General features: G+C 44.5%; 25 protein-coding genes. 17 read left to right on the plus strand and 8 right to left on the minus strand.

The window, feature by feature from the left end:
* Positions 1 to 56: 56 nt before the first annotated feature.
* Both QUA78_RS26785 and QUA78_RS26790 read right to left on the minus strand, forming a co-directional pair.
* The gene (locus tag QUA78_RS26785) at positions 57 to 3,659 is read right to left on the minus strand and encodes a WD40 repeat domain-containing protein (protein ID WP_333304636.1); all 3,603 of its coding nucleotides are present in this window, start codon (positions 3,657 to 3,659) and stop codon (positions 57 to 59) included.
* 30 nt (positions 3,660 to 3,689) lie between these two features.
* Positions 3,690 to 4,082: a hypothetical protein gene (locus tag QUA78_RS26790; RefSeq protein ID WP_333304635.1), complete on the minus strand. Its 393-nt coding sequence runs from the start codon at positions 4,080 to 4,082 to the stop codon at positions 3,690 to 3,692.
* Between the two features lie 391 nt (positions 4,083 to 4,473).
* Between QUA78_RS26790 and QUA78_RS26795 the strand changes: the two genes are divergently transcribed.
* Positions 4,474 to 5,067: an L-threonylcarbamoyladenylate synthase gene (locus QUA78_RS26795; RefSeq protein WP_333304638.1), complete on the plus strand. Its 594-nt coding sequence runs from the start codon at positions 4,474 to 4,476 to the stop codon at positions 5,065 to 5,067.
* A gap of 25 nt (positions 5,068 to 5,092) precedes the next feature.
* Positions 5,093 to 6,028 (plus strand): HAMP domain-containing sensor histidine kinase, encoded by a 936-nt coding sequence (locus QUA78_RS26800; RefSeq protein ID WP_333304634.1) that lies wholly within the window; start codon positions 5,093 to 5,095, stop codon positions 6,026 to 6,028.
* 180 nt (positions 6,029 to 6,208) lie between these two features.
* Here the strand turns inward: QUA78_RS26800 and QUA78_RS26805 are convergent, their stop codons facing one another.
* Both QUA78_RS26805 and hemB read right to left on the minus strand, forming a co-directional pair.
* A complete protein-coding gene (locus tag QUA78_RS26805) occupies positions 6,209 to 6,697 on the minus strand; it encodes a GNAT family N-acetyltransferase (protein ID WP_333304633.1) in 489 nt (162 codons plus the stop codon).
* A 510-nt stretch (positions 6,698 to 7,207) separates the two neighbouring features.
* Entirely contained in the window at positions 7,208 to 8,191 is a 984-nt protein-coding gene (gene hemB / locus QUA78_RS26810; RefSeq protein ID WP_332983878.1) for a porphobilinogen synthase, read from the minus strand.
* 303 nt (positions 8,192 to 8,494) lie between these two features.
* On the opposite strand from hemB, the gene QUA78_RS26815 reads away from it, so the two are divergent.
* Positions 8,495 to 9,487, plus strand: coding sequence for a DUF1517 domain-containing protein (locus tag QUA78_RS26815; protein WP_333304632.1), 993 nt, complete (start codon positions 8,495 to 8,497; stop codon positions 9,485 to 9,487).
* Positions 9,488 to 9,824: 337 nt separating this feature from the next.
* On the plus strand, positions 9,825 to 10,379 hold the full coding sequence (locus QUA78_RS26820; RefSeq protein ID WP_333304631.1) for a cyclic nucleotide-binding domain-containing protein: 555 nt from the start codon (positions 9,825 to 9,827) through the stop codon (positions 10,377 to 10,379).
* Between the two features lie 220 nt (positions 10,380 to 10,599).
* Here QUA78_RS26820 and QUA78_RS26825 read toward each other — a convergent pair whose 3' ends face one another.
* The gene (locus tag QUA78_RS26825) at positions 10,600 to 11,046 is read right to left on the minus strand and encodes a hypothetical protein (protein ID WP_333304629.1); all 447 of its coding nucleotides are present in this window, start codon (positions 11,044 to 11,046) and stop codon (positions 10,600 to 10,602) included.
* Between the two features lie 446 nt (positions 11,047 to 11,492).
* Positions 11,493 to 12,263 (minus strand): hypothetical protein, encoded by a 771-nt coding sequence (locus QUA78_RS26830; protein ID WP_333304628.1) that lies wholly within the window; start codon positions 12,261 to 12,263, stop codon positions 11,493 to 11,495.
* A gap of 957 nt (positions 12,264 to 13,220) precedes the next feature.
* Between QUA78_RS26830 and QUA78_RS26835 the strand changes: the two genes are divergently transcribed.
* The 5 genes from QUA78_RS26835 (at position 13,221) to QUA78_RS26855 (ending at position 19,336) form a co-directional block, all read left to right on the plus strand.
* Complete coding sequence (locus tag QUA78_RS26835) at positions 13,221 to 13,919, plus strand: class I SAM-dependent methyltransferase (RefSeq protein WP_333304627.1); 699 nt, start codon at positions 13,221 to 13,223, stop codon at positions 13,917 to 13,919.
* A gap of 185 nt (positions 13,920 to 14,104) precedes the next feature.
* Positions 14,105 to 14,737, plus strand: coding sequence for a 7-carboxy-7-deazaguanine synthase QueE (locus QUA78_RS26840; protein ID WP_333304626.1), 633 nt, complete (start codon positions 14,105 to 14,107; stop codon positions 14,735 to 14,737).
* A 120-nt stretch (positions 14,738 to 14,857) separates the two neighbouring features.
* Positions 14,858 to 15,301 (plus strand): retroviral-like aspartic protease family protein, encoded by a 444-nt coding sequence (locus tag QUA78_RS26845; RefSeq protein ID WP_333304637.1) that lies wholly within the window; start codon positions 14,858 to 14,860, stop codon positions 15,299 to 15,301.
* 73 nt (positions 15,302 to 15,374) lie between these two features.
* Complete coding sequence (gene uvrA, locus QUA78_RS26850) at positions 15,375 to 18,335, plus strand: excinuclease ABC subunit UvrA (protein WP_333399114.1); 2,961 nt, start codon at positions 15,375 to 15,377, stop codon at positions 18,333 to 18,335.
* Between the two features lie 182 nt (positions 18,336 to 18,517).
* Positions 18,518 to 19,336 carry a hypothetical protein gene (locus tag QUA78_RS26855; protein WP_333306134.1) on the plus strand — a complete coding sequence of 273 codons (819 nt, stop codon included), beginning with the start codon at positions 18,518 to 18,520 and terminating at the stop codon, positions 19,334 to 19,336.
* Between the two features lie 321 nt (positions 19,337 to 19,657).
* On the opposite strand, the gene QUA78_RS26860 is transcribed toward QUA78_RS26855, so the two are convergent.
* A complete protein-coding gene (locus tag QUA78_RS26860; RefSeq protein WP_333306132.1) occupies positions 19,658 to 19,825 on the minus strand; it encodes a hypothetical protein in 168 nt (55 codons plus the stop codon).
* Here QUA78_RS26860 and QUA78_RS26865 point away from each other — a divergent pair.
* The 4 genes from QUA78_RS26865 (at position 19,819) to QUA78_RS26880 (ending at position 21,344) form a co-directional block, all read left to right on the plus strand.
* Positions 19,819 to 20,235, plus strand: a complete 417-nt coding sequence (locus tag QUA78_RS26865) for a XisH family protein (protein ID WP_333306130.1) — start codon at positions 19,819 to 19,821, stop codon at positions 20,233 to 20,235. The genes QUA78_RS26860 and QUA78_RS26865 overlap by 7 nt on opposite strands.
* On the plus strand, positions 20,223 to 20,543 hold the full coding sequence (locus tag QUA78_RS26870; protein WP_333285113.1) for an element excision factor XisI family protein: 321 nt from the start codon (positions 20,223 to 20,225) through the stop codon (positions 20,541 to 20,543). Before QUA78_RS26865 ends, QUA78_RS26870 begins: the two co-directional genes overlap by 13 nt.
* Before the next feature lie 115 nt (positions 20,544 to 20,658).
* Positions 20,659 to 20,952, plus strand: coding sequence for a type II toxin-antitoxin system HigB family toxin (locus QUA78_RS26875; RefSeq protein WP_333306128.1), 294 nt, complete (start codon positions 20,659 to 20,661; stop codon positions 20,950 to 20,952).
* Positions 20,953 to 20,966: 14 nt separating this feature from the next.
* On the plus strand, positions 20,967 to 21,344 hold the full coding sequence (locus tag QUA78_RS26880; RefSeq protein ID WP_333306126.1) for a transcriptional regulator: 378 nt from the start codon (positions 20,967 to 20,969) through the stop codon (positions 21,342 to 21,344).
* 90 nt (positions 21,345 to 21,434) lie between these two features.
* Here the strand turns inward: QUA78_RS26880 and QUA78_RS26885 are convergent, their stop codons facing one another.
* A complete protein-coding gene (locus QUA78_RS26885; protein WP_333306124.1) occupies positions 21,435 to 21,929 on the minus strand; it encodes a GAF domain-containing protein in 495 nt (164 codons plus the stop codon).
* A 402-nt stretch (positions 21,930 to 22,331) separates the two neighbouring features.
* On the opposite strand from QUA78_RS26885, the gene QUA78_RS26890 reads away from it, so the two are divergent.
* The 4 genes from QUA78_RS26890 (at position 22,332) to QUA78_RS26905 (ending at position 25,722) form a co-directional block, all read left to right on the plus strand.
* Positions 22,332 to 23,204: an alpha/beta hydrolase gene (locus tag QUA78_RS26890; RefSeq protein WP_333306122.1), complete on the plus strand. Its 873-nt coding sequence runs from the start codon at positions 22,332 to 22,334 to the stop codon at positions 23,202 to 23,204.
* 1 nt (position 23,205) lies between these two features.
* Entirely contained in the window at positions 23,206 to 23,433 is a 228-nt protein-coding gene (locus tag QUA78_RS26895) for a helix-turn-helix domain-containing protein (protein WP_333306120.1), read from the plus strand.
* Positions 23,434 to 24,067: 634 nt separating this feature from the next.
* Positions 24,068 to 24,412, plus strand: coding sequence for a hypothetical protein (locus QUA78_RS26900; protein WP_333306118.1), 345 nt, complete (start codon positions 24,068 to 24,070; stop codon positions 24,410 to 24,412).
* 83 nt (positions 24,413 to 24,495) lie between these two features.
* Entirely contained in the window at positions 24,496 to 25,722 is a 1,227-nt protein-coding gene (locus QUA78_RS26905) for an acyltransferase family protein (protein WP_333306116.1), read from the plus strand.
* Positions 25,723 to 25,816 lie beyond the last annotated feature (94 nt).

The raw sequence follows: 25,816 nt of genomic DNA on the forward strand, positions 1-25,816 counted from the left end.
AATTCCGGCACTGTCTTCTCCATGTGCCTCACCTTATCAGATTTTTTGGGTTTTTGCTACCCCCGTGAACTTCTACCGCTAACATTTGCGCTGGGGTTCTGCAAATAAACCCGCACCTTATCGCAACCGCGCACCAGTAAATCGTCAAAATTCACATTCCACAAAATTACTGTCTTGTCATAATTGCCAGAAGCCAAGGTTTTACCATTGGGGCTGAAACTGACACTATTAACCCTACTGCTATACCCCTGGAGAGTGTGAATTTCCTTGCCAATGGTGACATCCCAGAGTTTGATGGTGTTGTCAATACTGCCAGAAGCCAAGGTTTTACCATTGGGGCTGAAACTGACACTATTAACCGAACTGCTATACCCCTGGAGAGTGTGAATTTCCTTGCCAGTGGTGATATCCCAGAGTTTGATGGTGTTGTCCCAACTGCCAGAAGCCAAGGTTTTACCATCGGGGCTGAAACTGACACTATAAACCCAACTGCTATGCCCCTGGAGAGTGTGAATTTCCTTGCCAGTGGTAACATCCCAGAGTTTGATGGTCTTGTCAAGACTACCAGAAGCCAAGGTTTCACCATCGGGGCTGAAACTGACACTTTTAACCGACTCGCTATGCCCCTGGAGAGTGTGAATTTCCTTGCCAGTGGTAACATCCCAGAGTTTGATGGTCTTGTCAACACTGCCAGAAGCCAAGGTTTTACCATCGGCGCTGAAACGGACACTCCAAACCCCATTCCTATGCCCCTGGAGAGTGTGAATTTTCTTGCCAGTGGTGACATCCCAGAGTTTGATGGTCTTGTCAACACTGCCAGAAGCCAAGGTTTTACCATTGGGGCTGAAACTGACACTCCTAACCCCTTCGCTATGCCCTTCGAGGGTGCGAATTTCCTGGCCGGTGGTGACATCCCAGAGTTTGATGGTTTTGTCATCACTGGCAGAAGCCAAGGTTTTACCATCGGGGCTGAAACTGACACTAAAAACCCCTTTGCTATGCCCCTTGAGGGGGCCGATTTCCTTGCTGGTGGTGATATCCCAGAGTTTGATGGTTTTGTCATAACTGCCAGAAGCCAAGGTTTTGCCATTGGGGCTGAAACTGACACTCTCAACCCATTCGCTATGCCCCTTGAGGGTGCGGATTTCCTTGCTGGTGGAGACATCCCAGAGTTTGATGGTTTTGTCATCACTACCAGAAGCCAAGGTTTTGCCATCGGGGCTGAAACTGACACTCCCAACCCATTCGCTATGCCCTTGGAGGGTGCGGATTTCCTTGCTGGTGGGGACATCCCAGAGTTTGATGGTTTTGTCAACACTACCAGAAGCTAAGGTTTTACCATCGGGGCTGAAACTGACACTCCTAACCCCTTCACTATGCCCCTTGAGGGTGCGGATTTCCTGGCCAGTGGGGACATCCCAGAGTTTGATGGTTTTGTTATCACTACCAGAAGCCAAGGTTTTACCATCGGGGCTGAAACTGACACTATAAACTTTATCCCTATGCCCCTTGAGGGTGCGAATTTCCTGGCCGGTGGTGACATCCCAGAGTTTGATGTTGTTGTCACTACCAGAAGCCAAGGTTTTACCATTGGGGCTGAAACTGACACTCCTAACCCCTTTGCTATGCCCTTCGAGGGTGCGAAGTTCCTGGCCGGTGGTGACATCCCAGAGTTTGATGTTGTTGTCACTACTGCCAGAAGCCAAGGTTTTGCCATCGGGGCTGAAACTGACACTATAAACTTTATCCCTATGCCCTTGGAGCGTGCGAATTTCCTGGCCAGTGGTGACATCCCAGAGTTTGATGTAGTTGTCATTACCGCCAGAAGCCAAGGTTTTGCCATCGGGGCTGAAACTGACACTCCTAACCGCATCGCTATGGGTTTCCAAGCGGTTACGTTCTCTTAACCCTGAAACTGCTTTTTGCAAAGCACCTACCAACTCTATTGAGGGTTCACCTTTGAGGCGTTGGACTAATACTCTTGCCCGTAAACTTTCCATCAACGCATCCAACTCTTTCCCTTGGCTGAAAAGTATCTTGGCAGAGCTAGCCATGACCTCGCTTCTTGTGATTTCTACTTGTCGCCATTGCCAAGCGGCGAACCCTGATAAACTTAAAGCAACGATAAACGCAGCACTCGAGCCGAAAGTAATCCACTGTCTGAGGCGTTTCTCTTGTTGTTTTTGCCGTTCTCGAACTATTACACTCTTCTGAATAAAATCTCGCTCTCCTGAACTCAGTTCATCTGAGCGCTTTTGTAACCAACTTTCCGCCACTACCAATGGCACACCTCGTAACAACGCCCCCTCATCTTGTTTTGCTTCTTGCCATTGTTGCATAGCCGCCCGTAAACCCTCTTGCCAAGAGCGAAAATCCCTGTTTACTGACATCCATTCTCGCAGTTTACCCCAATTTTTAATCAGTGCTTCATGGACAACTTCCACTGTATCAATACTTGCAGAATTACGACTTGTCACCACTAACCGAGCATCAGCAAGTTGTTTTACTAATGACCAATTTTGATCGCCCAATTCTGCTTTCAATGCCATTCGCCGCGTATCTTCTGCACCCTCACCCGGACGCACTAATTGCACAAAAATTCGTTGTACCTGTTTTTGCTCAGAGGGATTCAATAGTTGATATTGAGTATTAGCATAAGTAGTTAAAGCACCTTGCACCTCGCCAATTTGCTCATACGCAGTATGAGTTAATTCTTTTCCCTTGCGCTTTGCCCACAACTCCGTCAAAGCAAATTCTAATAATGGTAAATTTCCAGGTTCATTTTCGACACTATCAAGGATGCGTTTGACTAATCCATCGGCAAATTTTACGCCTAATTTATCAGCCGGTTTTTCAATCACCTGTGAGAGTTCTTCACGGTTCATTGCTCCTAATTTAATATCAGCATTTTGCAATAAATCGGCAAAAAGACGATAGGAAAGAGCATTTCCCAAAAAGTCCGCCCGCATTGTTGTTACCAATACCGCCGATGATAACTGGGAATTAGGAGCAGGAAAACTAGCTAATAAAATATCTAGGAAACTGCGGCGAATTTTCTCATCACTACAGCGAGTATATAACTCTTCCAATTGATCGGCAATTAATAATACGCGATCGTTAGGATGATGTTGTTTGATTTGGGTAAAAATGTCAGACAGAGGAATTGTATCACCTCGCAAGTAATCAGCTAACTTACGAGCTTGAGCAATCCGATCTGTGGCATCAAGTTCTGGCGTATAAAGGGGAACCAGCGCTAAAGCTAAAGCATGAAAAGGGTCATTTCCCGGACGAAAATGAGTAAATTTCCAATTACCTTTTTGTTGTAGCTTGGGTACAAGTCCCGCCAAAACTACAGAAGATTTTCCACTTCCTGATGCACCTAAAACGGGAATAAAGTTACGGTTTTGAGTTGCCTGAAGGAGTTGTGTTACAAAGACTTCACGACCAAAGAAAAACTCTGCATCATCGGGACCAAAGTGAAATAAGCCGCGATAGGGACAGGGGAGAATTTCATCTATATTATCAGTAGCAACAGGTGTTACTTTGATGTCTTCTCGGTAGTAGTAATTGGTGATAGTAATAACTGCATCACCTGTTGCAGATGTGGCCGCATATTCTGAGTCTGTAACAATTTGTTTAATTTCTTGTTGTTCAGACATACCCAAATCCTGAGTTATTCAAGTAGAGTCTTAGTTATCTTTCGATGTACCATGCTCAGTGATATTGCTGATACTTGCATTACCAGAATTAGAAGTTGCTCCATATTTAACATTGCTAATATTCTGGGTAATAACTTGTTGTCCACCTGGTTGTTCTTTAAGTTGGTTGAGGAAATCTTGAGCTAATTTAACCATCTCAGGGTCATCATTAACCTTCGCATTTTCAACTTCTTCCTGTAGCGTAGCTTTCCGACCTTCGGAGTCTGGCTTTTTCTCTAATTGCTCAACTGCATTGACTACATCACTTTCGTCGCCAAATTTTTTCTTTAAGGCAGCTTTGAGAGCTGCATAAGCATCTGCGAGCGCATCTTTAGTCAGAGGAATAGCAAGACCAGTCACAATTGCAAGAGTAATTGCGTCCATATTTTCTGTCTCTCCGTTAATTTTATGATAGACCTAATTTTTTACCAAGGATAACTTTTTTATGCTTATTATATTAATGTACTGTTTCTCAGAAATCTTGAAAATCGTCATAAAAGTTTACATTTAAGGAGAGGGACTTTTAAATGGGAATCTTTTAAATTTTTTATTGAAGCCAGAAACTTATTAGTAATTTACCCGATGCCGTCTCTCTATCCTGTCTAAAACTAGAATTTTATTATACCCAAGCGTGCATTCAGCGGTGAAGAGCAATTGTCGGATTTCCAAAAATTTCTGCACCACAATATCGGGAAAAGCCGCTACAATTATTTAAATAAAACGCCGACCCAATTCTTCAATCTAAAATCTAAAATCTAAAATCTAAAATCGAATGATGGCGCAAGTTTCGATCGACTCCTTGATTCAAGGGGCAATTTCAGGAGATTATATTGTCAGTTTTCCCACTGATACCGTACCAGCTTTGGCTGTCAGGCCCGATCGAGCCGAGTTGATTTTTGCAGCTAAACGGCGCAGCCAAGACAAACCGCTAATTTTGATGGCAGCCTCGGCGGAGGCTTTGTGGCCTTACGTGCAGGGGAGTCCAACAGAGTTAAAAGTGTGGCAGCAAGTGGCCGAATCCTATTGGCCGGGGGCGTTAACTTTGGTGCTGCCGGCTTCGGCAAAAGTCCCGGCGGCCATGAATTCGATCGATCGGACTACAATCGGAGTACGAGTGCCTAACCTTCCCCTTGCCCTAAAGATTCTAGAGCAGACAGGCCCTTTGGCTACTACCAGTGCTAATTTATCCGGTCAGCCGCCTTTGGAATCGGTGGCAGAAATTGAGTCTCTGTTTCCGGAAGTCTTGACATTAGTTGCTTCTGAATTAGCAACAGCGACAACAGCTTCGAGTTTGCCTTCCACTGTGGCTAAATGGGCTGGCAGCGATTGGGAAATATTGCGACAAGGCACGATCGAGTTAGAATGCTAAAAGCTAAACTCCAAGGCAAAGCAATATGGCGCCGATCGGCTGGAGCGACTTGATATATTTAGGTATGGGACTGGGGTTGGGTTTGGGAAGCAGTTGGATTTGGCGCCTGCGGCAAAAAAGCTCGCAACCGCCCGAACCTGCGCCCAAAGTGCCGCCACCTCCTCAAGAAATTCACTTAGAGAAGTTTGATGCCCTTTCCGAGCAACTTAAGCAAACTCAATTGGCTTATCAGATGGCATCGGAGATGAGCCAATTTAAGGCGGGTTTTTTGGCTCGAACTTCTCACGAGTTGCGATCGCCCCTGAGCACTATGATTGGTACGCTGCAATTAATTCTCTCGGATTTGTGCGACGATCCTGCTGAGGAACGAGAGTTTGTCGAGCAAGCTCACGTTGCGGCACTCAAGCTGGTGAAATTGATAGATGAAATTATCTCTGTTGCTAAAACTGAACACGGCACTGACAGGATGGATATTGAGCCGATTCAGTTAGCTAAGGTTTTTGACGAGGTTGATGATTTAACTTATTTGCAAGCTGCTAATCGCGGCATTCGTTTGGAAATATTGCCACCCGATCCGGGAATTTATGTATTGGCAGATTTGCCGAGGTTTAGGCAAGTTTTAGTCAATTTGGTCGATACTGCTGTTGCTCAGATGGAGGAGGGGAGTATTTCTGTTTCTGCGCATTCTTCGCCGGAATCTGGATACGTTCACATTTGGGTTGACGATCAGCGTTCAGTGAGTGCTTGGAGCGAGTCTTGGGATTTGCTGAAGCACGATTTGGAATGTGATGCTACTAAGAGCAGCGAGAATTCTCAGGTGTCTTCTGGAATGAGGTTATTGATGAATCAGACTCTTTTAAGTTTGATGAGCGGAAAGTTGGAGGTTCTGGCCGTGCCTTCTGAGTCCGAAGAGTGCAATTTTAACCGGACTCAGTGTTCTATTCCTTTGGCAAACTCGTGAAGAAGGAAGAAGGGAATGGATTGTTTAACGGATTAAGGGATGGAGGGAAGAAGTCAAGCGTCAAAATGAAAGAGTGAAGAAGGAAGGAAGAGGGAAATTATCGATCGGGAGTAAGGTGCGCATTGCGCACCCTACATTTAAGAGATTTTGATGCACTTTGGGTGCAAGTTTTCTGCTTATTTAACAATTAGCCCTTAGCAATTCGCCGTTGCTAATTTCTAATTCGAGATTCTCTTCTAGAAGCTGATTTTCAAGTACCATGGTGGTGCTAGCGTTTTTCTGAAAACCGATGCGCTCGTAGAAGCTTTGTTTGTAAGTTGTCATCAGGTAAACTCGCTCTACTCGGCACATTCGAGGGTGACTCAAGACGGTTTGCACTAATTTGCGGCCGAGTCCTGCACCTTGGTAATCCGGGTGAATGGCGACATCCCAGATGGTGGCTCGATAGATGCCGTCTGAGGTGGCCCTGGCAAAGCCGATCGCCCGTGAGCCGTCCCACACTGTAACAACTGGTTCGCTGTTGGCGATCGCAATTTCCCAATCTTCTATCTTGCGTGCCCTGGCCCAAAAGGCGGCGGCTTTAAATAGTTCTTGGATTTGTGCGATGTCTGCGCGATCGCGACCTATACAAAATTGAATGTGACTGGAATCCCTAGTCGTTGATGTCATGCTCAATCTGCCTTCAAGTTGTATCTAAACTGTGTTACTTTTACTGTTTTACAGGAGTGAAAGTTGATTTTGCTTGGGAACGATCAATGGTTGAATTCCCCATTTACAAAACTATTTTTATTCATACATATTTTATAAGTAATTTCGGTGATGATTAATACTTTTTGGGGTAAATTTTGTAAAAAACTCTTTGAGTCAAAATTCCCAACTTATAACTCATACCATTTGAGATTTTAGATTTGAGATTTTAGATGGGAATGACTGATTTTTTAGGGGTTTGGAGTTTGTCAGCAGAGAAACCGGGTTTTTCTCAACTCTATTTCGTTACAGCCCACTGAAACGGTAAAAACCCGGTTTCGAGGTGTCGTCCATCGGTAAGCGTAAGCGATAGCTTGTGTGTTGCCTAATTGCTCAAAAATCATCTATCGAGAGAGGTATTGACTCCACGAGAACACCCGAAGATTGTGCTGTGGAGTCAATTCTTTAATCTCTAATCTCAAATCGAGGGAATCAGTTTTGCAGCCAGCGGGCGGCGTCTTTGGCGTGATAAGTCAAAATCAAATCAGTACCAGCACGCTTGAATCCTGTCAAAGTTTCCATCACTACTCTTTCTTCGTCTATCCAACCGTTGAGGGCGGCGGCTTTCACCATCGCATATTCTCCAGAAACGTTGTAAGCAGCAACTGGCAGGTTAGTTGCTTCCTTCACGCGCCAGATGATGTCCATGTAAGCTAAAGCGGGTTTAACCATGAGCATATCTGCACCTTCGGCAATGTCGAGAGCAATTTCTTTAAGAGCTTCGCGGCCGTTTCCGGGGTCCATTTGATAGGTGCGCCGATCGCCAAATTGCGGAGCAGAATCTGCCGCATCCCGGAACGGGCCATAATAAGCTGAGGCGTATTTTGCCGCGTAAGACATGATGGGAATATCTTCAAATCCAGCACTGTCCAATCCTTCGCGAATTGCTCCGACAAAACCGTCCATCATTCCCGAAGGTGCGATAATATCTGCACCGGCTTTAGCTTGAGCAACTGCGGTTTTCTTCAGCAATTCTAGTGTCGGATCGTTCAAGACGCGACCGCTTAAATCTCCGACTTCCAAATAGCCGCAGTGACCGTGACTGGTATATTCGCACAGACAAGTATCGACCATGACGATTAAATCCGGTACGGCTTTTTTAACTGCTTCCGTGGCTTTTTGGACGATGCCGCAGTCGTGCCAAGCACCTGTAGCGTCTGTGTCTTTATCTGCGGGAATGCCGAATAAAATAATCGCGGGAATGCCGAGGTCGTAAACTTCTTTTGCTTCTTCTACTATTTTGTCTACCGATAGCTGGTAAACTCCTGGCATCGATGTGACTTCTTTAGCAAAAGCTTCCCCCGGTACGGCAAATAGAGGGTAAATTAAATCGCTGGTTGTCAAGATATTTTCGCGTACCATCCGGCGGAGTTGGGGATGGTTGCGGAGGCGGCGGGGGCGGTGAGTTGGAAACATAATGTTTTTTTTACGGTAGATAAAGCCCTGCTTTCTAGGACTCGCGGCGTTTCTTTAAAAGTCTAAAGCTTATTGTTGGCCGATCGCCCTGTACTTAAGTAAACTTCTGTAAAACCCGCGATGTCCATTGTTCGCAGTCAGGAATGCAAGTCCTTTCTAGCCTTTCCCGTTCCCAGACACAGCCCTAACGCTGCTTCTCGGATCGGTTAGTACGGATATCTCGCTGGCTTCATACCTATAACCAGGCTGCCCAGAAGCGAGGATAGACTGTAAATTATAAATGTATCGAATAGTAACGGTCTTATGTACAAGCAACTAATTTCAAAGATGAAACCGCTTTTGAAATCACTATTTGCGATCGGTCTGGTACTGACGCTAGCCCTCGGTAACGCTGATGGAGCTCTGGCTGCCCGCAGCGGAGGACGCATCGGCGGCGGATCTTTTAGTGCTCCGGCGCGCAGTTACTCGTCTCCTAGTCGCACTTACGCGCCGTCGGGAGGAGGCTACTACCCCGGCGGTTATGGTGGCGGCTTTGGCGGCGGCTTCGGTTTCCCGTTCTTGCTGCCGTTTTTTGGCTTTGGGGGCGGGTTTGGCGGCCTGTTCTCGATTTTGATTTTTATCTCGATTGCTAATTTCCTCGTCCAAAGCTTCCGCCGCGCCGGAGGCCCAACTGACGAACTGGGCAACAGCGCCCCCACTACCACCGTATCTGTCGCCCGCTTGCAAGTTGGTTTGCTAGCAGAGGCCCGCGGTTTGCAAGCCGAACTCGACTCCCTAGCGCGCAAAGCGGATACCGATACAGCGGCCGGTCGCGCTCAAGTGCTGCAAGAATCTACTCTGGCGCTGCTGCGGCATCCTGAATACTGGGTTTACGCGGGCGCTGAATCTGTGCAAACTCGCTTGGAAGCAGCCGAAGCTAAGTTTAATCAACTTTCTTTGGCAGAACGCAGTAAATTTACTGAAGAAACGCTCTCGAACTATAACAACCAGCTCCGGCAAGCAGGGAGCAGCAATATCCTGCCAGGTTTGCAGGAAAATGGCGCGCTGGTTGCTTCTGATTTGAATTCAGATCCCGGGGAATTTATTGTGGTGACGGTGCTTGTCGGTACTCAAGGCAAATTGCAATTGCCAGCAGTGAAAAACTCTGAAGATTTGCGCCAAGCTTTGCGCCAGATTGGGGGAGTATCGAGCGAGCAGTTGCTGGCGGTTGAGGTGCTGTGGACTCCTCAAGCGAACGGGGACACTCTGACTGCTGACGATATGTTGGCCGGCTATCCTGATTTGCGATCGATTTAGTGAGCAAGACTGGGCGCGGAGGATTGTCTGCCGCGCCCCATCCCGCCCCAAAGCTGTGGGGGCGAACCCAATTGCCTTTGAGACCGGAATTTCACAGGAGTTTGTGGATGCCGCTCGACTTAAAAAAGATTGTTTAACAAATGCTACTATTGAGAGATTATGATTCAGTTCGATCGATCTTCTGCTATTGGCAAGGCTGACCCTAGAAAAGTTTGGCGAAGAAGTTAGGCAGGATAAAGAAAACTGATTGAGTCAGGAGTTACTGCTTCGGAAGAAGTTGCAACCGGGTGTACTCTAAATTTTATAGAAGAAAAAAGAAGCATCGGGAGCTAAACTTATGGCCGACAGCAGCAGAAAAAAAGCACTTTTCATTTTGAGCCAGTTAAATAATGACGATATCAACTGGATCGTCCAAAAAGGCAAAAAGGAAGTTCTAGATCCGGGCGCGATTTTGATCCATGGAGGGAGACAGATCGATGCGCTATATATTGTTTTGACGGGGAGTTTGAGCGTTTTGATCGAGGCTGAGGGGACTAAAGAACTTGCTAAAATAGCCAGCGGAGAACTGGTTGGAGAAGTTTCTTTTATTGACGCTCGCCCTCCTCTGGCAACGGTGAAGGCGATCGAAGAAACTCACTTGCTGGCAATTCCCAGGCGGCAGTTAGTAATCAAACTTCAACAGGATATGGGCTTTGCTTCCCGGTTTTATTATGGAATTTCACTGTGTCTGGCAGACAGGATGCGCGGTACGATCAGACATATAGAATACGGGCGCAATATAGAATTAGATAAACCCGAATTTGAACGGGAGGATATCAATCCTAACGTCCTGGAAAATTTGGCGCTGGCTCAGGCTAAGTTTAATTGGCTGAGGGAAAATGTTAGGGCTTGAGTTATTTTAAGGCGTTTTTGAGTTGGTGCTGTGAAAACAGACCAATACAGACGGTAATTTATCGATGTAAACTCTCAAGTCTAAAAACAGAAGTCTCCAGCAAGATAGAGGCGGGTTTTACCGGAAATATCGATCGATAACTGCCGGAACTACAAAAACCCGCCCCTTTGCTTTACAGTTGCAACCTCGCGCGCCCAAATGCAACTACCAACCACACAATCTAGATAATTCCAGGCCCTTTGCCGCGGGTGTCTGCATCCGTGGTCAGTTTTCCTTCCTCGCCTTTTTTATCTTTGACTTCTGCGAGAATTCGAGCGCGTTCTGCGGCTTCGGCTTCTTCTTTTGCTCTCAAATCGCCCGGTTCGTTGACGTACATTTCGGGTTCGATCGCGTAATTGTTAACTAGACCTTCTTTGTCTACTGTATAACCATCTGTAGTGTGAATGCTTTCGTCATCGGTTTGGTCATCAGTTTTTGCACTTTTCTGCTTCCCTTCGGTGGTAGGGTGCATGAAGTTAGCGCCTTCGCGTTCTTGCCGCGCTGCTGTCTCCGCAGGAGTAATGCCCCTGTCGTAGTGCGGGGCTTCCATATTAGCTTCGATTTGTTCGTCGGCGGGTGTTGATTTGCTAATTTCTTGGTCGGGCGGTGTTGGTTGGCGATTAGTCATGATTTATTCCTGAGTTATCTTTTCAAAAAGATGTTTGGCTTATGCTTAAATATTAAGGCCAAGCTAGCTCATTCACAAACTATCTTTGGTTATAGTTTTCGAGAACTTGCTTTTATAGCAGATGTTGAAGGAAGAACGAAGAAGGAAGAAGGTTTTAGTTATCTAGGAGAAAAGGAAGAAGCAATCTTCTGCAAGGGTTTCAGGAATTAAGAACGTGCTAACCGTCAGGGCGGTTGCTATATGAAAAATATATTTATTGAGTCTTCCTCAAGACTGATAAAATTCTCTCTTCATTGCAGATTTCACAGCCGACGAGTATTTGACATCTATCTAAAGGTAGGTAATTGGGAATGGGAAATTGAGAATGGGTAATTGAGAGAATGACTGATGACTAATCATTAATGACTGATGGCTAAGCACTAATGACTAATCACTAATGACTTCTTTTATGCTTCTTTATAGAAGCGGATGATTTCGCGGACGTGGTTGAGAAATTGTCCGTCATCGGTGAGTTGGGCGATCGCACTTTCTGCATCTCTTCTGAGTTTAGTGTGTTCTGCCTGATTTGTCGCTTGCAAAGATTGTAGAGATGCGGATAAAGTAGTTAATTCTCTTCTGATAGCTTCCCGTTCCCGATTTTGGACAGCCACCCACGAATTCGGATTGTCTGAACTTAATTGATTGCTCAAATCTCTAACTGTAGATTCTAATTCTGCAAAGCGGCTGCGGAGTTCGACAATATCTTCGCGGGGGTGCAAAAATTGGCGGCGGATAGTTGTCAGCCGCTGGGCTAAATAATGATAACCTCGGATAGCTGGACGCATTACAGTTAACAGCAGTGCAGCAGCGGAACTGAGATAGCCAATAGCACTAATTCCAGCGGCGGCTAGGGCGTAAAGTGCGATCGCGCTAAACAGGTGAAGTGCGATCGCCACAAAGAGCGATCGGCTAACTAATACAGTAACGTATTTGACTTGTTCCTGATCGACAGCAATATTTTTTTTTGTAGATTCTGCGGCTTGCGCTAAAACTTCTTTAGCTTCAAAATGGATATTCCAGGGAACTGTAACTATCAGCAACAGCCATTCAAAACTAGCTATGGCAATTACCCAATCGATGAAGCTGCCAGCCGAGACGTGCAACCATTGCAGAATGGCAAAAACTAACAATAAAAATATGCCCGTCGCCGCACCGAAACCTGCAAAACTGTAATACATAACTATCGCCTTGGTAGAATGTTGTTTTGATTGTGGGTAGGTTGTTTAAGTATGGAGGAATAAACTGTGACAGTTAAGTAATCGTCCTATTAAACCCAGTTTATTCGTTATGAGTAATAGTGCGGATAAAGGGTTGATAGAAACCTGAAAATTTCCCACAAATACTTGGTATACCTAAATCGTGGAATGTTGTGCTGATTGTGGGTAGGTTGTTTAGGTGTGCAGGAATAAGCTGTGACAGTTAAGCAATCGTCCTATTAAACCCAGTTTATTAGTGATTAGTCATATTCCGCGACACCAGGGTTTCCAGGCCCCTGCTTTGTTCCAGGAAAATACACCAGCTTTAACCCATCAATAAGAGTTAAAAGAAACGGTTTGTTTGTTGAGAGTGCGTAACTTCTCAATAATTAGTCCTTGAAAATTAAGTAGAGCGACACGCAAAAACTTGACAATGTAACAAAATGTAAACAAATCACAACCTCTGCGATTGCTTCATTTCACTCGCTTTTAACTACTTATGCTTTTCGCAGTTCATCTACTTAGCGATCGGGATGAAGTCACATTCTACCCAACTCATAGCATTTGAGATTTGAGATTTGAGATGAGCAATGGCAGATTATGTATGGGTTTGCAGCTTGTCCAAAGTTGCATTCATCTTTTGAACTGGTATCACTAACGGCGTTACGCGGTGCTAGTGCTAAAAACGCCGCCATCTCAAAACGCTCCCCTCTATCGATTTTTCTTTTCCAGATCTGCTAAATCACCTGTGGCTGAGATAAACTGGTTTGGAACTAGATCGCGCGTTGTGCAAGTTGCCTCTCCATAACCGAGACACTGCTACTGCAACCTGTCATCAGCCACAGCAAAATAGGTGCCAAAATTAACTCTACAGTCTCCGATTTCCATTAACTGCGCGTCTACAATCTCAAATAAAAAGTCAGCAGGAAGGACAAACCGATGGCGAACTCAACTCTTGGCCTAGAAAATCAACTTTACGAATATCTGTTATCTATTTCTCTGCGGGAGCCAGATATTCTCGCTTCACTACGGGAAGAAACTGCTAAGCATCCTATGGGTATGATGCAGATTGCTCCGGAACAAGGTCAGTTTATGGAGATGCTGGTGCAGCTTATGGGAGCGACAAAAACCTTAGAAATTGGCGTTTTTACTGGTTATAGCTCGCTGTGCGTAGCTTTAGCGCTGCCTCCTAACGGTCAAATTATTGCCTGCGATGTCAGCGAGGAATATACTGCGATCGCGCGACGCTATTGGGAAGCTGCGGGTGTCGCCAACAAGATTTCTTTGCAGTTGGGCCCAGCAATAAATACTCTCGACAAGTTAATAGCTGAAGGACAAGCAGGAACCTTTGATTTTGCCTTCATCGACGCCGATAAAGAAAATTATGAGGCTTATTTTGAGCGATCGCTGCAACTTGTACGCAATGGCGGTTTAGTTGTAATTGACAACGTTCTGTGGTCTGGACGAGTTGCTGACCCTGAAGTACAAGACGAAAGTACCACCGCCATTCGTACTTTTAACGACAAATTGCGCAACGATCCCAGAGTTACTCTCAGTGTTGTCCCCATTGCTGATGGGCTGACTTTGGCATTGAAACGTCGCTGGGCTACTATGATGGAACCTGAACAGCATAATTAAAGAGTTGTTTGCGGTTTGCGGTTCATTTTAAATTGCCACAAACTGCTAATTATTCAAAAATATACAAGTCAGTTTTATATAGAGTAAGGTGCGCAATGCGCACCCTAGAAACTCAAAAGTATAGAGTAAGGTGCGCAATGCGTACCCTAGAGAATGATTTATTTTTTAGTTAATCAGAGGCGAAAATGCTGGGTTCAAATTTACAGGTAAAATTACCGATTCACGAAACTTTTCAGTGTACTGTTCAAGGCGAAGGTTACTGGACGGGGACTTTAGTTGATTTTATCAGATTGGCAGGTTGCCCTGTGCGGTGTCCTTGGTGCGACACCGGTTATGCCAATGGGGGCAAAGGTTTGCCGTCTGTGCCACAGTCGATCGCACAATTGCTCGCTCAATTGCAGTCTCCGAGAGTTGTCATTACTGGTGGCGAACCTTTTATACACCAGAATTTGCCTGAGTTAGTTGAAGCTTTGTTAGAAGCTGACAAGCACGTGAGTATTGAAACTTCCGGTGCTTGCTGGCAGGATGTTTCGCCGCAGGCTTGGATTACTCTTTCTCCTAAGGAACACATCAACCCTAAATATCCGGTGCAAGAGCTTTTTTGGACTAGAGCTAATGAAATTAAGTTGGTGGTTAGCACTGGCGAAGAAGTTGAATTTTATCACAAGCATTTGGCAAGTAATGTGGAGATTCCGGTTTTTTTGCAACCAGAATGGAACTCGAAAGATTCAGCGATTCCCATAATCTTGGAATTGCTGAAACAAAATCCTAGCTACAAGTTATCTTTGCAAACTCACAAGTTTATTGGCGTGCAATAATTTGAGAAGTTAGTCGGAGCTATTCGTCAAGTGGGCGGTGCAAAGTGGGAGTATATCGCCCTACAATATGTGGAAATATGTGCTAAAATTAAAGCAGCAATTTATGATAATCTTAACGTAATGGAAACAACTACGGAAACCCCAATGGGAAAAGTTATCGCAACTCTAGTAATTACGAATCGGCTGGATGAAGGGAAAGCCGAAGATGGTCTGATTCCAATCGAGCAAGTCAGGTCTGTTACTCTAGAAAATGTTTTGGTGGATACGGGCGCGACAACTTTGTGTTTGCCTAAAGATGTCATTGCCCGACTGGGTTTAAAAATTCTCAAGCAAGTGGTTGTGGAAACAGCAACGGGCATTAGTGAGGCGAGGATTTTTCGGGATGCTTCGATTTCTCTGTGCGGCCGCGAAGGGACTTTTGAGTGTCTGGAATTGCCCGAGGGGAAAACGCCACTTTTAGGCGTGATTCCGATGGAAGCGTTGGGAATTGAAATTGATTTAAAAAATCAAAGTTTGAAGGTTTTGCCCGACGGGCCGACGGAAACCTATTTGACAATTCTTTGATATTCTTGAGTTTGGATGCCAGCAATTCGATCTGCAGCGCTAAGATGGTTAAGCACTGTTTTGCACTACTCTCATGTCCCAACGCGCCAAAACCTCAAACAGCCAGCCAAGTGCATCCCGCAACGGGCATAATGTGACGAATTCTCACTCTAACAACCAAAATATGATTCGGGTTCGCGGTGCGAGACAGCACAACCTGAAAAATATCGATCTGGAACTGCCGCGCGATCGTCTGATAGTTTTTACGGGTGTCTCCGGTTCTGGTAAGTCTTCCCTGGCTTTCGATACAATTTTTGCTGAGGGACAGCGCCGCTACGTGGAGTCTCTCAGCGCCTACGCGCGCCAGTTTTTGGGACAGTTGGACAAACCGGATGTGGATGCGATCGAAGGCTTAAGTCCGGCTATTTCGATCGACCAAAAGTCAACTTCTCACAACCCGCGATCGACTGTTGGCACTGTTACAGAAATTTACGATTATCTCAGATTGCTCTACGGCAGAGCTGGCGAACCGCACTGTCCGATTTGCGATCGCTGCATTGCACCGCAGACAATTGATGAAATGTGCGATCGAGTCATGGCACTTCCCGACGGCACTCGCTTTCACCTTCTCGCACCAGTTGTGCGGGGAAAAAAAGGCACTCACCGCAAATTATTGTCGAGTTTAGCTTCCGAAGGATTTATTCGCGTCAAAGTTAACGGAGAAATTTTAGAACTTTCGGAAAATATCGAATTAGATAAAAATCATACGCACAATATCGAGATAGTTGTCGATCGGTTAATTAAAAAACCCGGTTTAGAAGAACGTTTAGTTGATTCTCTGGCAACTTGTTTGCGCCATTCTGAGGGAATTGCGATCGTTGAAGAGTTACCGAGTGATGAAAATTCCGAACCACAGGGGCCGATCGTATTTTCCGAAAACTTTGCTTGTCCCGAACACGGCGCAGTAATGGAGGAACTTTCCCCCCGGTTATTTTCGTTTAATTCGCCCTACGGCGCGTGCCAAAATTGTCACGGTTTGGGGAGTTTGCGGACTTTTGCGCCGGAGTTGGTAGTTCCCGACGAGAAAGCGCCTCTTTATTGTGCGATCGCACCTTGGTCAGACAAAGACAATTCCTATTATCTCTCTTTGCTTTGCAGTATTGCTGATACTTGCGGGTTTGATATCGACACTCCTTGGTATCGATTAAAGCCCGAACACCAGCGGGTAATTTTGTACGGCAATGAGTCCAAGCGCAGCGCAGAAAGTAAAAAGCGCGACGGCAGCACTGATTTGAGGAGAGATTTTAATGGCGTGATTTCCATGTTGCAGCGCCAGTACGACGATACTGGTTCCGATCTGATCAAGCAGAAGTTGGAACAGTATCGGGTCGATCGCTCTTGCGAGGTTTGTCACGGCAAGCGCTTGAAAACAGAGGCGCTTTCGGTGCGGTTGGGACAGTACGGAATTGTGGATTTAACGAGTATTTCGATTCGCGAATGTCGCGAACGAGTAAATAATTTGGGATTGAGCGATCGGCAATTCCAAATATCCGATTTAGCCCTGAGAGAAATCAAAGCAAGGCTGCAATTTTTGCTCGATGTCGGATTAGATTACCTGACTTTAGACCGCGCAGCAATGACGCTTTCTGGCGGAGAAGCCCAGCGAATTCGGCTGGCAACTCAAATCGGTTCTGGTTTGACTGGTGTTCTCTACGTTTTGGACGAACCGAGCATCGGACTCCACCAAAGAGACAATTTTCGCCTGCTGCAAACCTTAACAAAATTGCGCGATTTAGGCAATACTTTGATTGTGGTAGAACACGATGAAGAAACCATGCGAGCGGCCGACCATATTGTCGATATCGGGCCCGGCGCCGGCGTCCACGGTGGCCAAATTATCTCGCAAGGAAGTTTAGCAGACTTGCTGGCAGCCGAGGAATCTTTGACCGGGGCTTATTTGTCTGGAAAGCGAGTAATTGAAACGCCTAATGAAAGGAGAAAAGGCAACGGCAAAGCTCTCTCAATCATAAATGCGACGCGCAACAATTTAAAAAATATCGATGTCGAAATTCCCCTGGGAAAACTCGTCTGCGTCACAGGCGTTTCCGGTTCGGGAAAATCCACTTTAATCAATGAATTGCTGTACCCCTCGCTGCAACACTATATCACCAAAAAAGTGCCTTTACCACCAGACATGGACGCCCTCAAAACTAAAGGCGAACGCTCTCTAGAGGATGTGGTTGATAAGGTAATTGTCATCGATCAATCTCCCATCGGTCGCACTCCGCGTTCTAATCCCGCTACTTACACGGGAGTCTTTGATGTGATTCGGGATTTGTTTTCCGAAAGCATTGAAGCGAAGGCAAGAGGTTACAAAGCGGGGCAGTTTTCTTTTAACGTCAAAGGGGGAAGGTGCGAAGCTTGCGGCGGTCAAGGCGTGAACGTGATTTCGATGAATTTTCTGCCGGATGTTTACGTGCAGTGTGAGGTTTGCAAAGGTGCGCGCTACAACCGGGAAACGCTGCAAGTTAAGTACAAAGGCAAGTCGATTTCTGATGTTTTGAACATGACTGTGGAGGAAGCTTTGGGGATGTTTAAAAATATTCCCAGGGCGGGCGCGAGACTGCAAACTTTGGTTGATGTTGGTTTGGGTTACATTCAGTTGGGACAGCCCGCGCCGACGCTTTCTGGGGGCGAAGCGCAGCGGGTAAAATTGGCAACGGAACTGTCGCGCCGCGCTACTGGGAAGACGCTTTATTTGATCGATGAACCGACGACGGGTTTGTCGTTTTATGATGTTCACCATTTGTTAAATGTGCTGCAAAGATTGGTGGATAAGGGGAATTCAATTTTGGTAATCGAACACAATTTAGATGTGATTCGGTGCTGCGATTGGGCGATCGATTTAGGCCCGGAAGGGGGAGATAAGGGCGGCGAAATTATTGTGGCGGGGACACCGGAGGATGTGGCGGCAAATCAGAGGTCTTATACTGGGAAGTATTTGCAAGCGGTTTTGCAGCAGCATCCTTTAGGGGAGGCTGTAGCTGTTAGCTAATAGTAACAGGAATTACGCAATTCTCATAATTAGTAAGGTGCGTCAGATATTTAAACCTTCAATAATCGTTTAAGAAACTCACCTGACGCACCCTACAATTAAAATACGTCGTATAATTGATAGAATATAGGTGCGAGTCCTTCGCCCTTCCGGATATATTTATAAAATTGGGATAATCGTTCATGAATCGGAAATACTATTCTAATCGTAAAAATCCTGATGCGAGTCGCCTCGATCTACCCATGCTCGTTAAACTTTTCAAAATTGTTTATCTTGATTTTCTAAAGAACGATTATTTTTATGAAAACTCTGGAGATGTCCCAGGCAAGCTAGGTTCTGATATAGAAGCACAAATGTTTATCAAGCTCAAGAAACCTGACTTATGGCCAATTGAGGAAAAATGTAATAATTATTCAGAGGATGACTTGTTTGATGTCATTGAGTTTCTTTACGATCGTGTTTCTGAGCCGATTTATCGATACGATGAATGGGGTCATCATGGAGATTCTTATGATACCTTCGATAGGGAGACTGGTAAGCAAGAATTTAGAGATAGGATTAATGAGTTATTGTGTGACTATAGAGAGGGATATGAACTCTCCGAAAATGGTGAAATTCTAGAATTTCCAGAGCAAGGATTGGAGGACTTAGTTCTTGCAGAACTGCCTCCTTACGATCTTGAAAATGTTGAGCAGCGAGTTGAATTCGCAATTCTTAAATTTAGACGTTCTCGCTCATCTCTAGATGAAAAGTTTGATGCAGTTCGAAACTTATTTGATGTTCTTGAGTGGCTGCGCGATCAAATTAAGAAAGTAAAATTAAACCACGCCGAGAAGGCTTTATTTGAGATAGCTAATACCTATTCAATACGACACCACAATCCAAAGCAAATGCAGGATTATGACAAAGCCATTTGGTATAATTGGATGTTCTATTACTCTCTGGCAACGATACACGCTTGTTTAAAGCTAATTAAAAAGGCTAAAAGCCAGTCACCATAAGCGCTAGAGGTAACAGTTTATGGCAGCGGACGAGCAAAAACCACTGGTAATGAATTCGAGGTTATTTGTCGTCGCTGCATTTTACGGCTGATTGTCTCAATCCGTTATGACATCGGAAGCTGAATCAAGAGTTAGGGATTCCGGCTGAGATTCTCATCCAGCCCTATGAGTCGCTACAAACCCCCGCTTAACAATAGAACACCATTCCAACAACAGCACAGTAAACTGAGAGCAACCCCATTAGCCCCTGTTCACCTATGCCCCGCTGGTACCCCCAACACTGCGCTTACCGGGCTTAGAACGGTTAATCGCTCAACGCAACTATTTCGTCATCCATGCACCCCGACAAGTCGGTAAAACCACGGCCATGCTAGCTTTAGCCAAACAACTCACCGACAGCGGAAAATACACCGCCGTCATGGTTTCGGTGGAAGTCGGTGCACCCTTAAGTTCCGATGTAAATCCTTGGGTACAATCTAAAAATGGCAAAGGATCTCTTCCACAACATCGTCAAAATCGCCCTACAAAAAGATGGCTGGAAGATTACCCACGATCCCTACCAGTTACGCTATGGTGTTGCTGATGTCTACATCGATCTTGCAGCCGAAGAAGCGATCGCCGCTGAAAAAGAAGGACGTAAAATAGCTGTAGAAGTCAAAAGTTTCGCAGGTGGCTCCACCATTTCTGAATTCCACACTGCCCTCGGTCAATTCCTCAACTATCGCGTCGCCATCGAAGTCTCTAGCGAACCAGAACGTATGCTGTATCTGGCAGTGCCCACCGATACCTACCAAATGTTTCTCAGATTTGAACCCGCAAAAACTGTCATCGAACGTTATGAAATTCGATTAATTATTTACAATCCAACTCGTGAGGCGATCGACCAATGGATAGACTAAACGAATACCGCAAAATTGTTTGTGACTTTCTCGAAGACTTTTCTAAAAATGACGCAAATGCTCAGCTAATCTTCGATATAGCCCGCGATCGATACCTCGTTATGCACAACGAATGGCGCGACGAATATCGCATCTATGGGTGTGCTATGCAGCTCGATATCATCGAAAATCAAATCTGGATTCAACACAACAGTACCGAAATCTACATCGATCGAGAACTGATTCAACGCGGTGTGTTTTCTCAAGATATCATTTTTGGTTTTCGCTCCCCCAGCATCCGAAAACTCCTTGCCACCAACTATTCCTAGAGACAAAGATTCTGTGATAAAATGATGAGATAGCACGTTATTCTTTGCCCTCTGACAATGGCAGAACCGATATTTCAATTGTCTCGTGTTTCGGGAGTTCCAGTCACAAAGTTCTATGCGTATTTTGTCCCGCAGCACCTTGCGAAACTTCTGGGAAACTTATCCAGATGCCTCAGAAGCACTAAAAACTTGGTACTACGAACCGTCTCACGCCGATTGGCAGAGTCCAGTCGATGTTAAGTCCGCTCATCGTAATGCCAGCATCATTGCAAACAATCGTGTTGTGTTTAACATCAAAGGCAATTCCTATCGGCTGATTGTTGCCATTCGTTATGACATCGGCATTATTTTTATCCGCTTTATTGGCACTCATGCCGAGTATGACAAGGTAGATGCAGAAACAATCTAAACACAAATTGATATATGGAAATACGTCCAATTAGAACCCAAACTGACTATCAGGATGCCCTTCGAGAGGTTGAGTTGCTGTTTAATGCAGCTCCTAATACACCTGAGTCCGATCGCCTAGATGTGCTCAGTACCCTAGTAGAAGCTTACGAGAAGGCACACTTTCCGATCGAAATCCCAGATCCAATTGCAGCCATTCAATACTACATGGACGCCCGCGGATGGTCTGGTAGCGATTTGGAACAATGTATTGGCAGTCGAGTTAAAGTTTCTGAGATATTATCTCGCAAACGTTCCTTGACTCTAGAAATGATTCGGAAGCTGAATCAAGAGTTAGGAATTCCCGCTGAGATTCTCATCCAGCCCTATGAGTCGCTACAAACCTCCGCCTAACAATAGAACACCCTATTTTGGTTGTTGGTAATTTTCTATCGCACATACCATGCACCCGAACTGTGACAAAGCGGGATTTTGAATGAAAGATTAACTATCTTGAATTGTTGGAGACATTGCCATATTTTGTGCTTGTTGCTGCATGAATTCAATGTCCGATCGCGACCAAGTACGGGGCCCGCTGCACTGATGAGCAATTAACAGCCCCCACAGTCCTTTGTTCGTTAAAATTGGTACAACTAAATTGGCGCGAACTTTCAGGCTACGCAGAAAATCTCGGTGGCATTGGTGAATTTGTTCTACTTCAATATCTGCAATTGCTCTAACTCGGCCGGCTTCGTACAAAGCAGCGTATTCGCCGTTAAAACACTCATCTGGCCCCGTTGAACCCAAGATTGAGAGTTCGATCGCACTCAACATCTCGTAAGTCACTCGACCTTGCCACTGCTTGTAAAAATGATAAAGCACCGCGCGATCGCTCTGCAAAATTTCTCGAATGTCGTAGAGGGATGTTTCAATTAATACGTCGCGCTTTAGACGATCTGTCAAGCGGTTAACAATGTTTTGCAGGCGATCGCCAGACATGATCTTAACTCCTTTAATTCTTCGTACACTCGCCAGCTCTGAATTATTTAACTTGCACCCTCACAACATCTCAAATTTTTGCGAATCTGGATTCTCGCCCGCTCGAAAATGAGTGATTTTTGGCTTAACAGTTGTCAGGATGCCGCGAACATTATACTAATATTTTGACTGAGATAGCAATCTTTTCGGGAAACTGGCGATGGCGTCGGGCCCTCGCCCGTGCTACGGCTTTTTTTTACGAACCGCTTTCGAGAAGAACCACCGGCGGGACGGCTGTTCCACAAAGTAACAGAAGAGGAACAGTATACAAGTGCTGGGAGAATTTCTAGATATGCCTAAAGTTGCTTCCTGTCAAAGAGAGTAACTGCTAGGATATCTCGAAAGCTAGAGGAAGCATCAAATATGTCTGTGCTGGAAGCTGCTTGGAAACACGAATTTATCGCTACGAACGGCATCAAACTGCACTATGTCACTCAAGGTTCTGGGCCGCTGATGCTCATGCTGCACGGATTTCCTGAATTCTGGTATTCTTGGCGGCATCAAATCCCGGAATTTGCATCAGATTATAAAGTTGTCGCTGTGGATCTCAGGGGTTACAACGACAGCGACAAACCTCAGGATAAATCTGCTTACGTGATTGCAGAGTTTGTGCAAGATGTCAAGGGAATTATTCAGGGTTTGGGATACGAAAGTTGCGTCTTAGTTGGTCACGACTGGGGAGGTGCGATCTCCTGGAATTTTGCTTATGCTTATCCCGAAATGGTGGATAAATTAATTGTGATGAATCTACCGCATCCGGCAAAGTTTGCTGAAGGACTGCAAACTCCTCAACAATTGCTGAAAAGTTGGTACATCTTTTTATTTCAGTTGCCAGTTTTGCCGGAGTTGTTAATTCAGTTGGGCGATTATCAGGCAATTTCTGCTGCTTTGGAAGGTATGGCAGTTGACAAAAGCACTTTTACCCCCTCAGATATCGAAGCTTACAAAGATGCCGCTGCCAAACGGGGCGCTCTGACTGCTACTATCAATTATTACCGCAATATAGCTCGCGGATTGCTCGATCGCCAGAATTGGAGCGTGCTGCAAGTTCCCACGCTGATGATTTGGGGAGAAAATGATGTCGCCCTCGGCAAAGAGTTAACCTATGGAACCGCAGATTACGTGCGGGATTTTCAGATTCATTACATTCCTAATTGCAGCCACTGGGTGCAGCAGGAACAGCCGGAGTTAGTGAATCGGTACATGAGAGATTTTTTGGCAAGCAAAGCTGTTTGAATTGACTCCTACCCGCGATCGACTGCTGCAACTATGGGTTTTGTTAGGACAAAAGTTGGGTCGCGAAATAGCACAAGGACTGTTAATTGATTTGAGATTGACTGATCGGGAGATTTCCGAAGCACTTGGGATTACGCGGATTACAGTAACGCGACTGATGGCTAGGCTGGAAGAGGAGGGATTTATCGATCGATCGCGCCCTCAATACATTGTTTTAACTTCGCGTTAGTTTGATTTTCACATAAGAGATATTTTTAATGGCCGATCAGCGCAGATCGACGCCGATATTTTTTAGGTATCTGTGTTTATATTTCAACTTACCGCAGATCACCTTACTCTCGGCTATCGGTTGTGGTTCGATGAGGGGTGAAAACTGCTTTGTTGTGCAGGGCAAACGCATCTAATTTATAACTTTCCCCCATAGCATTTTTTAGCTTTCACAAGCACTATGTACGGGTCAAGCAATATCAAGAGGACGCAGTAATCTCGATCTATCTATTGCAACCAGCTCTTTCTCTGACACGCTCGAATTATCTTCAGATTCAAAAGACTGGAAAAATCACGTATCTGGAATTACGTTTAATTGTCTTGCCCCAATTAATCTAGACGATGTAGATTATAAGCTTATTGCTAATAAAAATTAACTACTTTATAAAATTTTATGGTTGACTGAATGTCTTTAAGCCCTGAACTTCACTAAAAACAAGGATTTTAATGTTACAGCTTGGTTAAGTTTCATCTCCTTAATAATAATAATATCAACAACTCTTCTTAAAATTTGTTTAAAAAAGCTTGCTGGTTGACAAGTTGGGCTTACAATCCGGGTCGCAACTAGCTTTTGAGTAGAATTTTTAATAAACGCCATGAATTTAAAACGGCGCAAGCGTCTGAAACAAAATTTAATTTTCGCTTCTCTGGCAGTTAGTTCCATCGCTGCTAGCAGCACTATTGGTTCTGAATTGCAACAAACTCCCCCGAATTCGGTGCTGCAACCGGGAAGTGCGATCGCTCAAACTCGGACTCGCGAGTCTCAAGATGCGATCGTCCGCTGGAATGCTATCACATTAGATATAATCAAAGCCGAAAAAACCTCTGCGCCATTGGCAGCCCACAATTTAGTGATGGTTCACGTTGCGGTTTACGATGCGGCAAATGCGATCATCCGCTTGGCGCTTATGGCATATACTAGAATTATTCCCGAATCCTAGGAGCGATCGAGTACGTCCTACGCTTGACATTGTAACTGTCTTGACTGTTGCTATAAGTTTGAGTTAAAGGGATATTTTTATTTATGAAGTATAATCGATTTCAAGAATTAGATATGATGAGAGGCTTTGCTGCCTGCTGGGTACTGGGCGTTCATTTTTGGTACTTCAATTTCCTTCCTCCAATTTTGGGATACAGCAACTTTTTTGAGTATCAAAAAGTAGTGGGACTAGCCCCGACACTGGCAAAATTTTTCCCCCTGCCATTTAATAGTGTGGGCAATATAGTTGTTGATTTGCTGAATATATTTTTCTTGCTTGGATATCAGGGAGTTCATATATTTTTCATTCTCAGTGGTTTTGGCCTGGCTTATTCAAGAATTTTAAAACCTGATGAAAGCTGGAACACTTTTATGAGAAAAAAGTTTTTCCGGCTCTACCCTACTTATTGGATACTTGTAGCTGTATCTTTGATAGTTCCTCGGTTAAGAGCGGATTTATTTTATGGCAATTTTGGATGGTTTGCATGGTGGAAAAGCTTGATTTTCCTTGATAAGGCAATACCATTTTCTTGGTTTATGTTTCCACTAATTCAATTTTATTTGTGCTTTTTCTTGATATTTAAATGTTTACAAAGTTTTTCTCTTTTCAAGTTTATTTTTACTTCTCTTCTTATTAAAATAACATATACATTTTTAGTTTTAATGTTAGGATTCAACCTATTTCATCCAATATTAGGCAATCTCGCTTATCCTGGATATTTAGCAATTTCAAGGTTATTTGAGTTTTGTTTAGGAATGGCCATGGCCAAAGTGTATGCAAGTAATCCTACTATATTAATTAATTACCTAACTAAACCACTGACAATAGCCCTAGCAATAATTTTTGAAATTTTGGGTATTATGGGTACGTTAAAATTCTCTAATCAAATAAATTTTTTAGGAGTAATTGTACCTTTTGGGATGTCTTTTTGTGATGCTTTCATTGGATTTGGAATATTTGTAATTGTCTTTAATGTTTGTAGAAATTTCATAAAATTCTCTGAGTTAACAACTAGATTTTTCATAGGGATTTCTCAGATTTCCTATGAACTCTATTTAACGCAGTTTATAGGGTTAATTGTTATACCAAAATTTTTTACTGGGGTTGTCCGAGGTGAACCTTCACTTTTGACTGCTAGCCGTGCTATTTTACTTTATATATTAATTGTTGAAATTGGTATAGTTAATGCTTTTTTATTACAACAGCTAACAAACTCGATCGCAAGTCGAGTTAGATTAGCAATGGCTGTGTTTACGTCTGAGATAAAATAATATAAATTAGTAGTTAGTAAGTAGGTCGGCGGGGAAATTCACAGATATGTAACAAAACATTAAGTAGGGTGAAGGGACTTAAATTTAATACGTT

The sequence above is a fragment of the Microcoleus sp. K4-B3 genome (assembly GCF_036704615.1).
Taxonomy (GTDB): Bacteria; Cyanobacteriota; Cyanobacteriia; order Cyanobacteriales; family Microcoleaceae; genus Microcoleus.

Bases quoted from the DNA above. Each gene is read 5' to 3' on its own strand.
- QUA78_RS26805 (WP_333304633.1), bottom strand. From the start codon at position 6,697: ATGACATCAACGACTAGGGATTCCAGTCACATTCAATTTTGTATAGGT.
- QUA78_RS26825 (WP_333304629.1), bottom strand. From the start codon at position 11,046: ATGACTAATCGCCAACCAACACCGCCCGACCAAGAAATTAGCAAATCA.
- QUA78_RS26875 (WP_333306128.1), top strand. From the start codon at position 20,659: ATGCGTATTTTGTCCCGCAGCACCTTGCGAAACTTCTGGGAAACTTAT.
- QUA78_RS26830 (WP_333304628.1), bottom strand. From the start codon at position 12,263: ATGTATTACAGTTTTGCAGGTTTCGGTGCGGCGACGGGCATATTTTTA.
- QUA78_RS26840 (WP_333304626.1), top strand. From the start codon at position 14,105: ATGCTGGGTTCAAATTTACAGGTAAAATTACCGATTCACGAAACTTTT.
- QUA78_RS26795 (WP_333304638.1), top strand. From the start codon at position 4,474: ATGGCGCAAGTTTCGATCGACTCCTTGATTCAAGGGGCAATTTCAGGA.
- QUA78_RS26820 (WP_333304631.1), top strand. From the start codon at position 9,825: ATGGCCGACAGCAGCAGAAAAAAAGCACTTTTCATTTTGAGCCAGTTA.
- QUA78_RS26885 (WP_333306124.1), bottom strand. From the start codon at position 21,929: ATGTCTGGCGATCGCCTGCAAAACATTGTTAACCGCTTGACAGATCGT.
- QUA78_RS26790 (WP_333304635.1), bottom strand. From the start codon at position 4,082: ATGGACGCAATTACTCTTGCAATTGTGACTGGTCTTGCTATTCCTCTG.
- QUA78_RS26835 (WP_333304627.1), top strand. From the start codon at position 13,221: ATGGCGAACTCAACTCTTGGCCTAGAAAATCAACTTTACGAATATCTG.
- QUA78_RS26815 (WP_333304632.1), top strand. From the start codon at position 8,495: ATGTACAAGCAACTAATTTCAAAGATGAAACCGCTTTTGAAATCACTA.
- QUA78_RS26880 (WP_333306126.1), top strand. From the start codon at position 20,967: ATGGAAATACGTCCAATTAGAACCCAAACTGACTATCAGGATGCCCTT.
- QUA78_RS26905 (WP_333306116.1), top strand. From the start codon at position 24,496: ATGAAGTATAATCGATTTCAAGAATTAGATATGATGAGAGGCTTTGCT.
- QUA78_RS26845 (WP_333304637.1), top strand. From the start codon at position 14,858: ATGGAAACAACTACGGAAACCCCAATGGGAAAAGTTATCGCAACTCTA.
- QUA78_RS26800 (WP_333304634.1), top strand. From the start codon at position 5,093: ATGGCGCCGATCGGCTGGAGCGACTTGATATATTTAGGTATGGGACTG.
- QUA78_RS26890 (WP_333306122.1), top strand. From the start codon at position 22,332: ATGTCTGTGCTGGAAGCTGCTTGGAAACACGAATTTATCGCTACGAAC.
- uvrA (WP_333399114.1), top strand. From the start codon at position 15,375: ATGTCCCAACGCGCCAAAACCTCAAACAGCCAGCCAAGTGCATCCCGC.
- QUA78_RS26870 (WP_333285113.1), top strand. From the start codon at position 20,223: ATGGATAGACTAAACGAATACCGCAAAATTGTTTGTGACTTTCTCGAA.
- hemB (WP_332983878.1), bottom strand. From the start codon at position 8,191: ATGTTTCCAACTCACCGCCCCCGCCGCCTCCGCAACCATCCCCAACTC.
- QUA78_RS26855 (WP_333306134.1), top strand. From the start codon at position 18,518: ATGAATCGGAAATACTATTCTAATCGTAAAAATCCTGATGCGAGTCGC.
- QUA78_RS26785 (WP_333304636.1), bottom strand. From the start codon at position 3,659: ATGTCTGAACAACAAGAAATTAAACAAATTGTTACAGACTCAGAATAT.
- QUA78_RS26865 (WP_333306130.1), top strand. From the start codon at position 19,819: ATGGCAAAGGATCTCTTCCACAACATCGTCAAAATCGCCCTACAAAAA.
- QUA78_RS26900 (WP_333306118.1), top strand. From the start codon at position 24,068: ATGAATTTAAAACGGCGCAAGCGTCTGAAACAAAATTTAATTTTCGCT.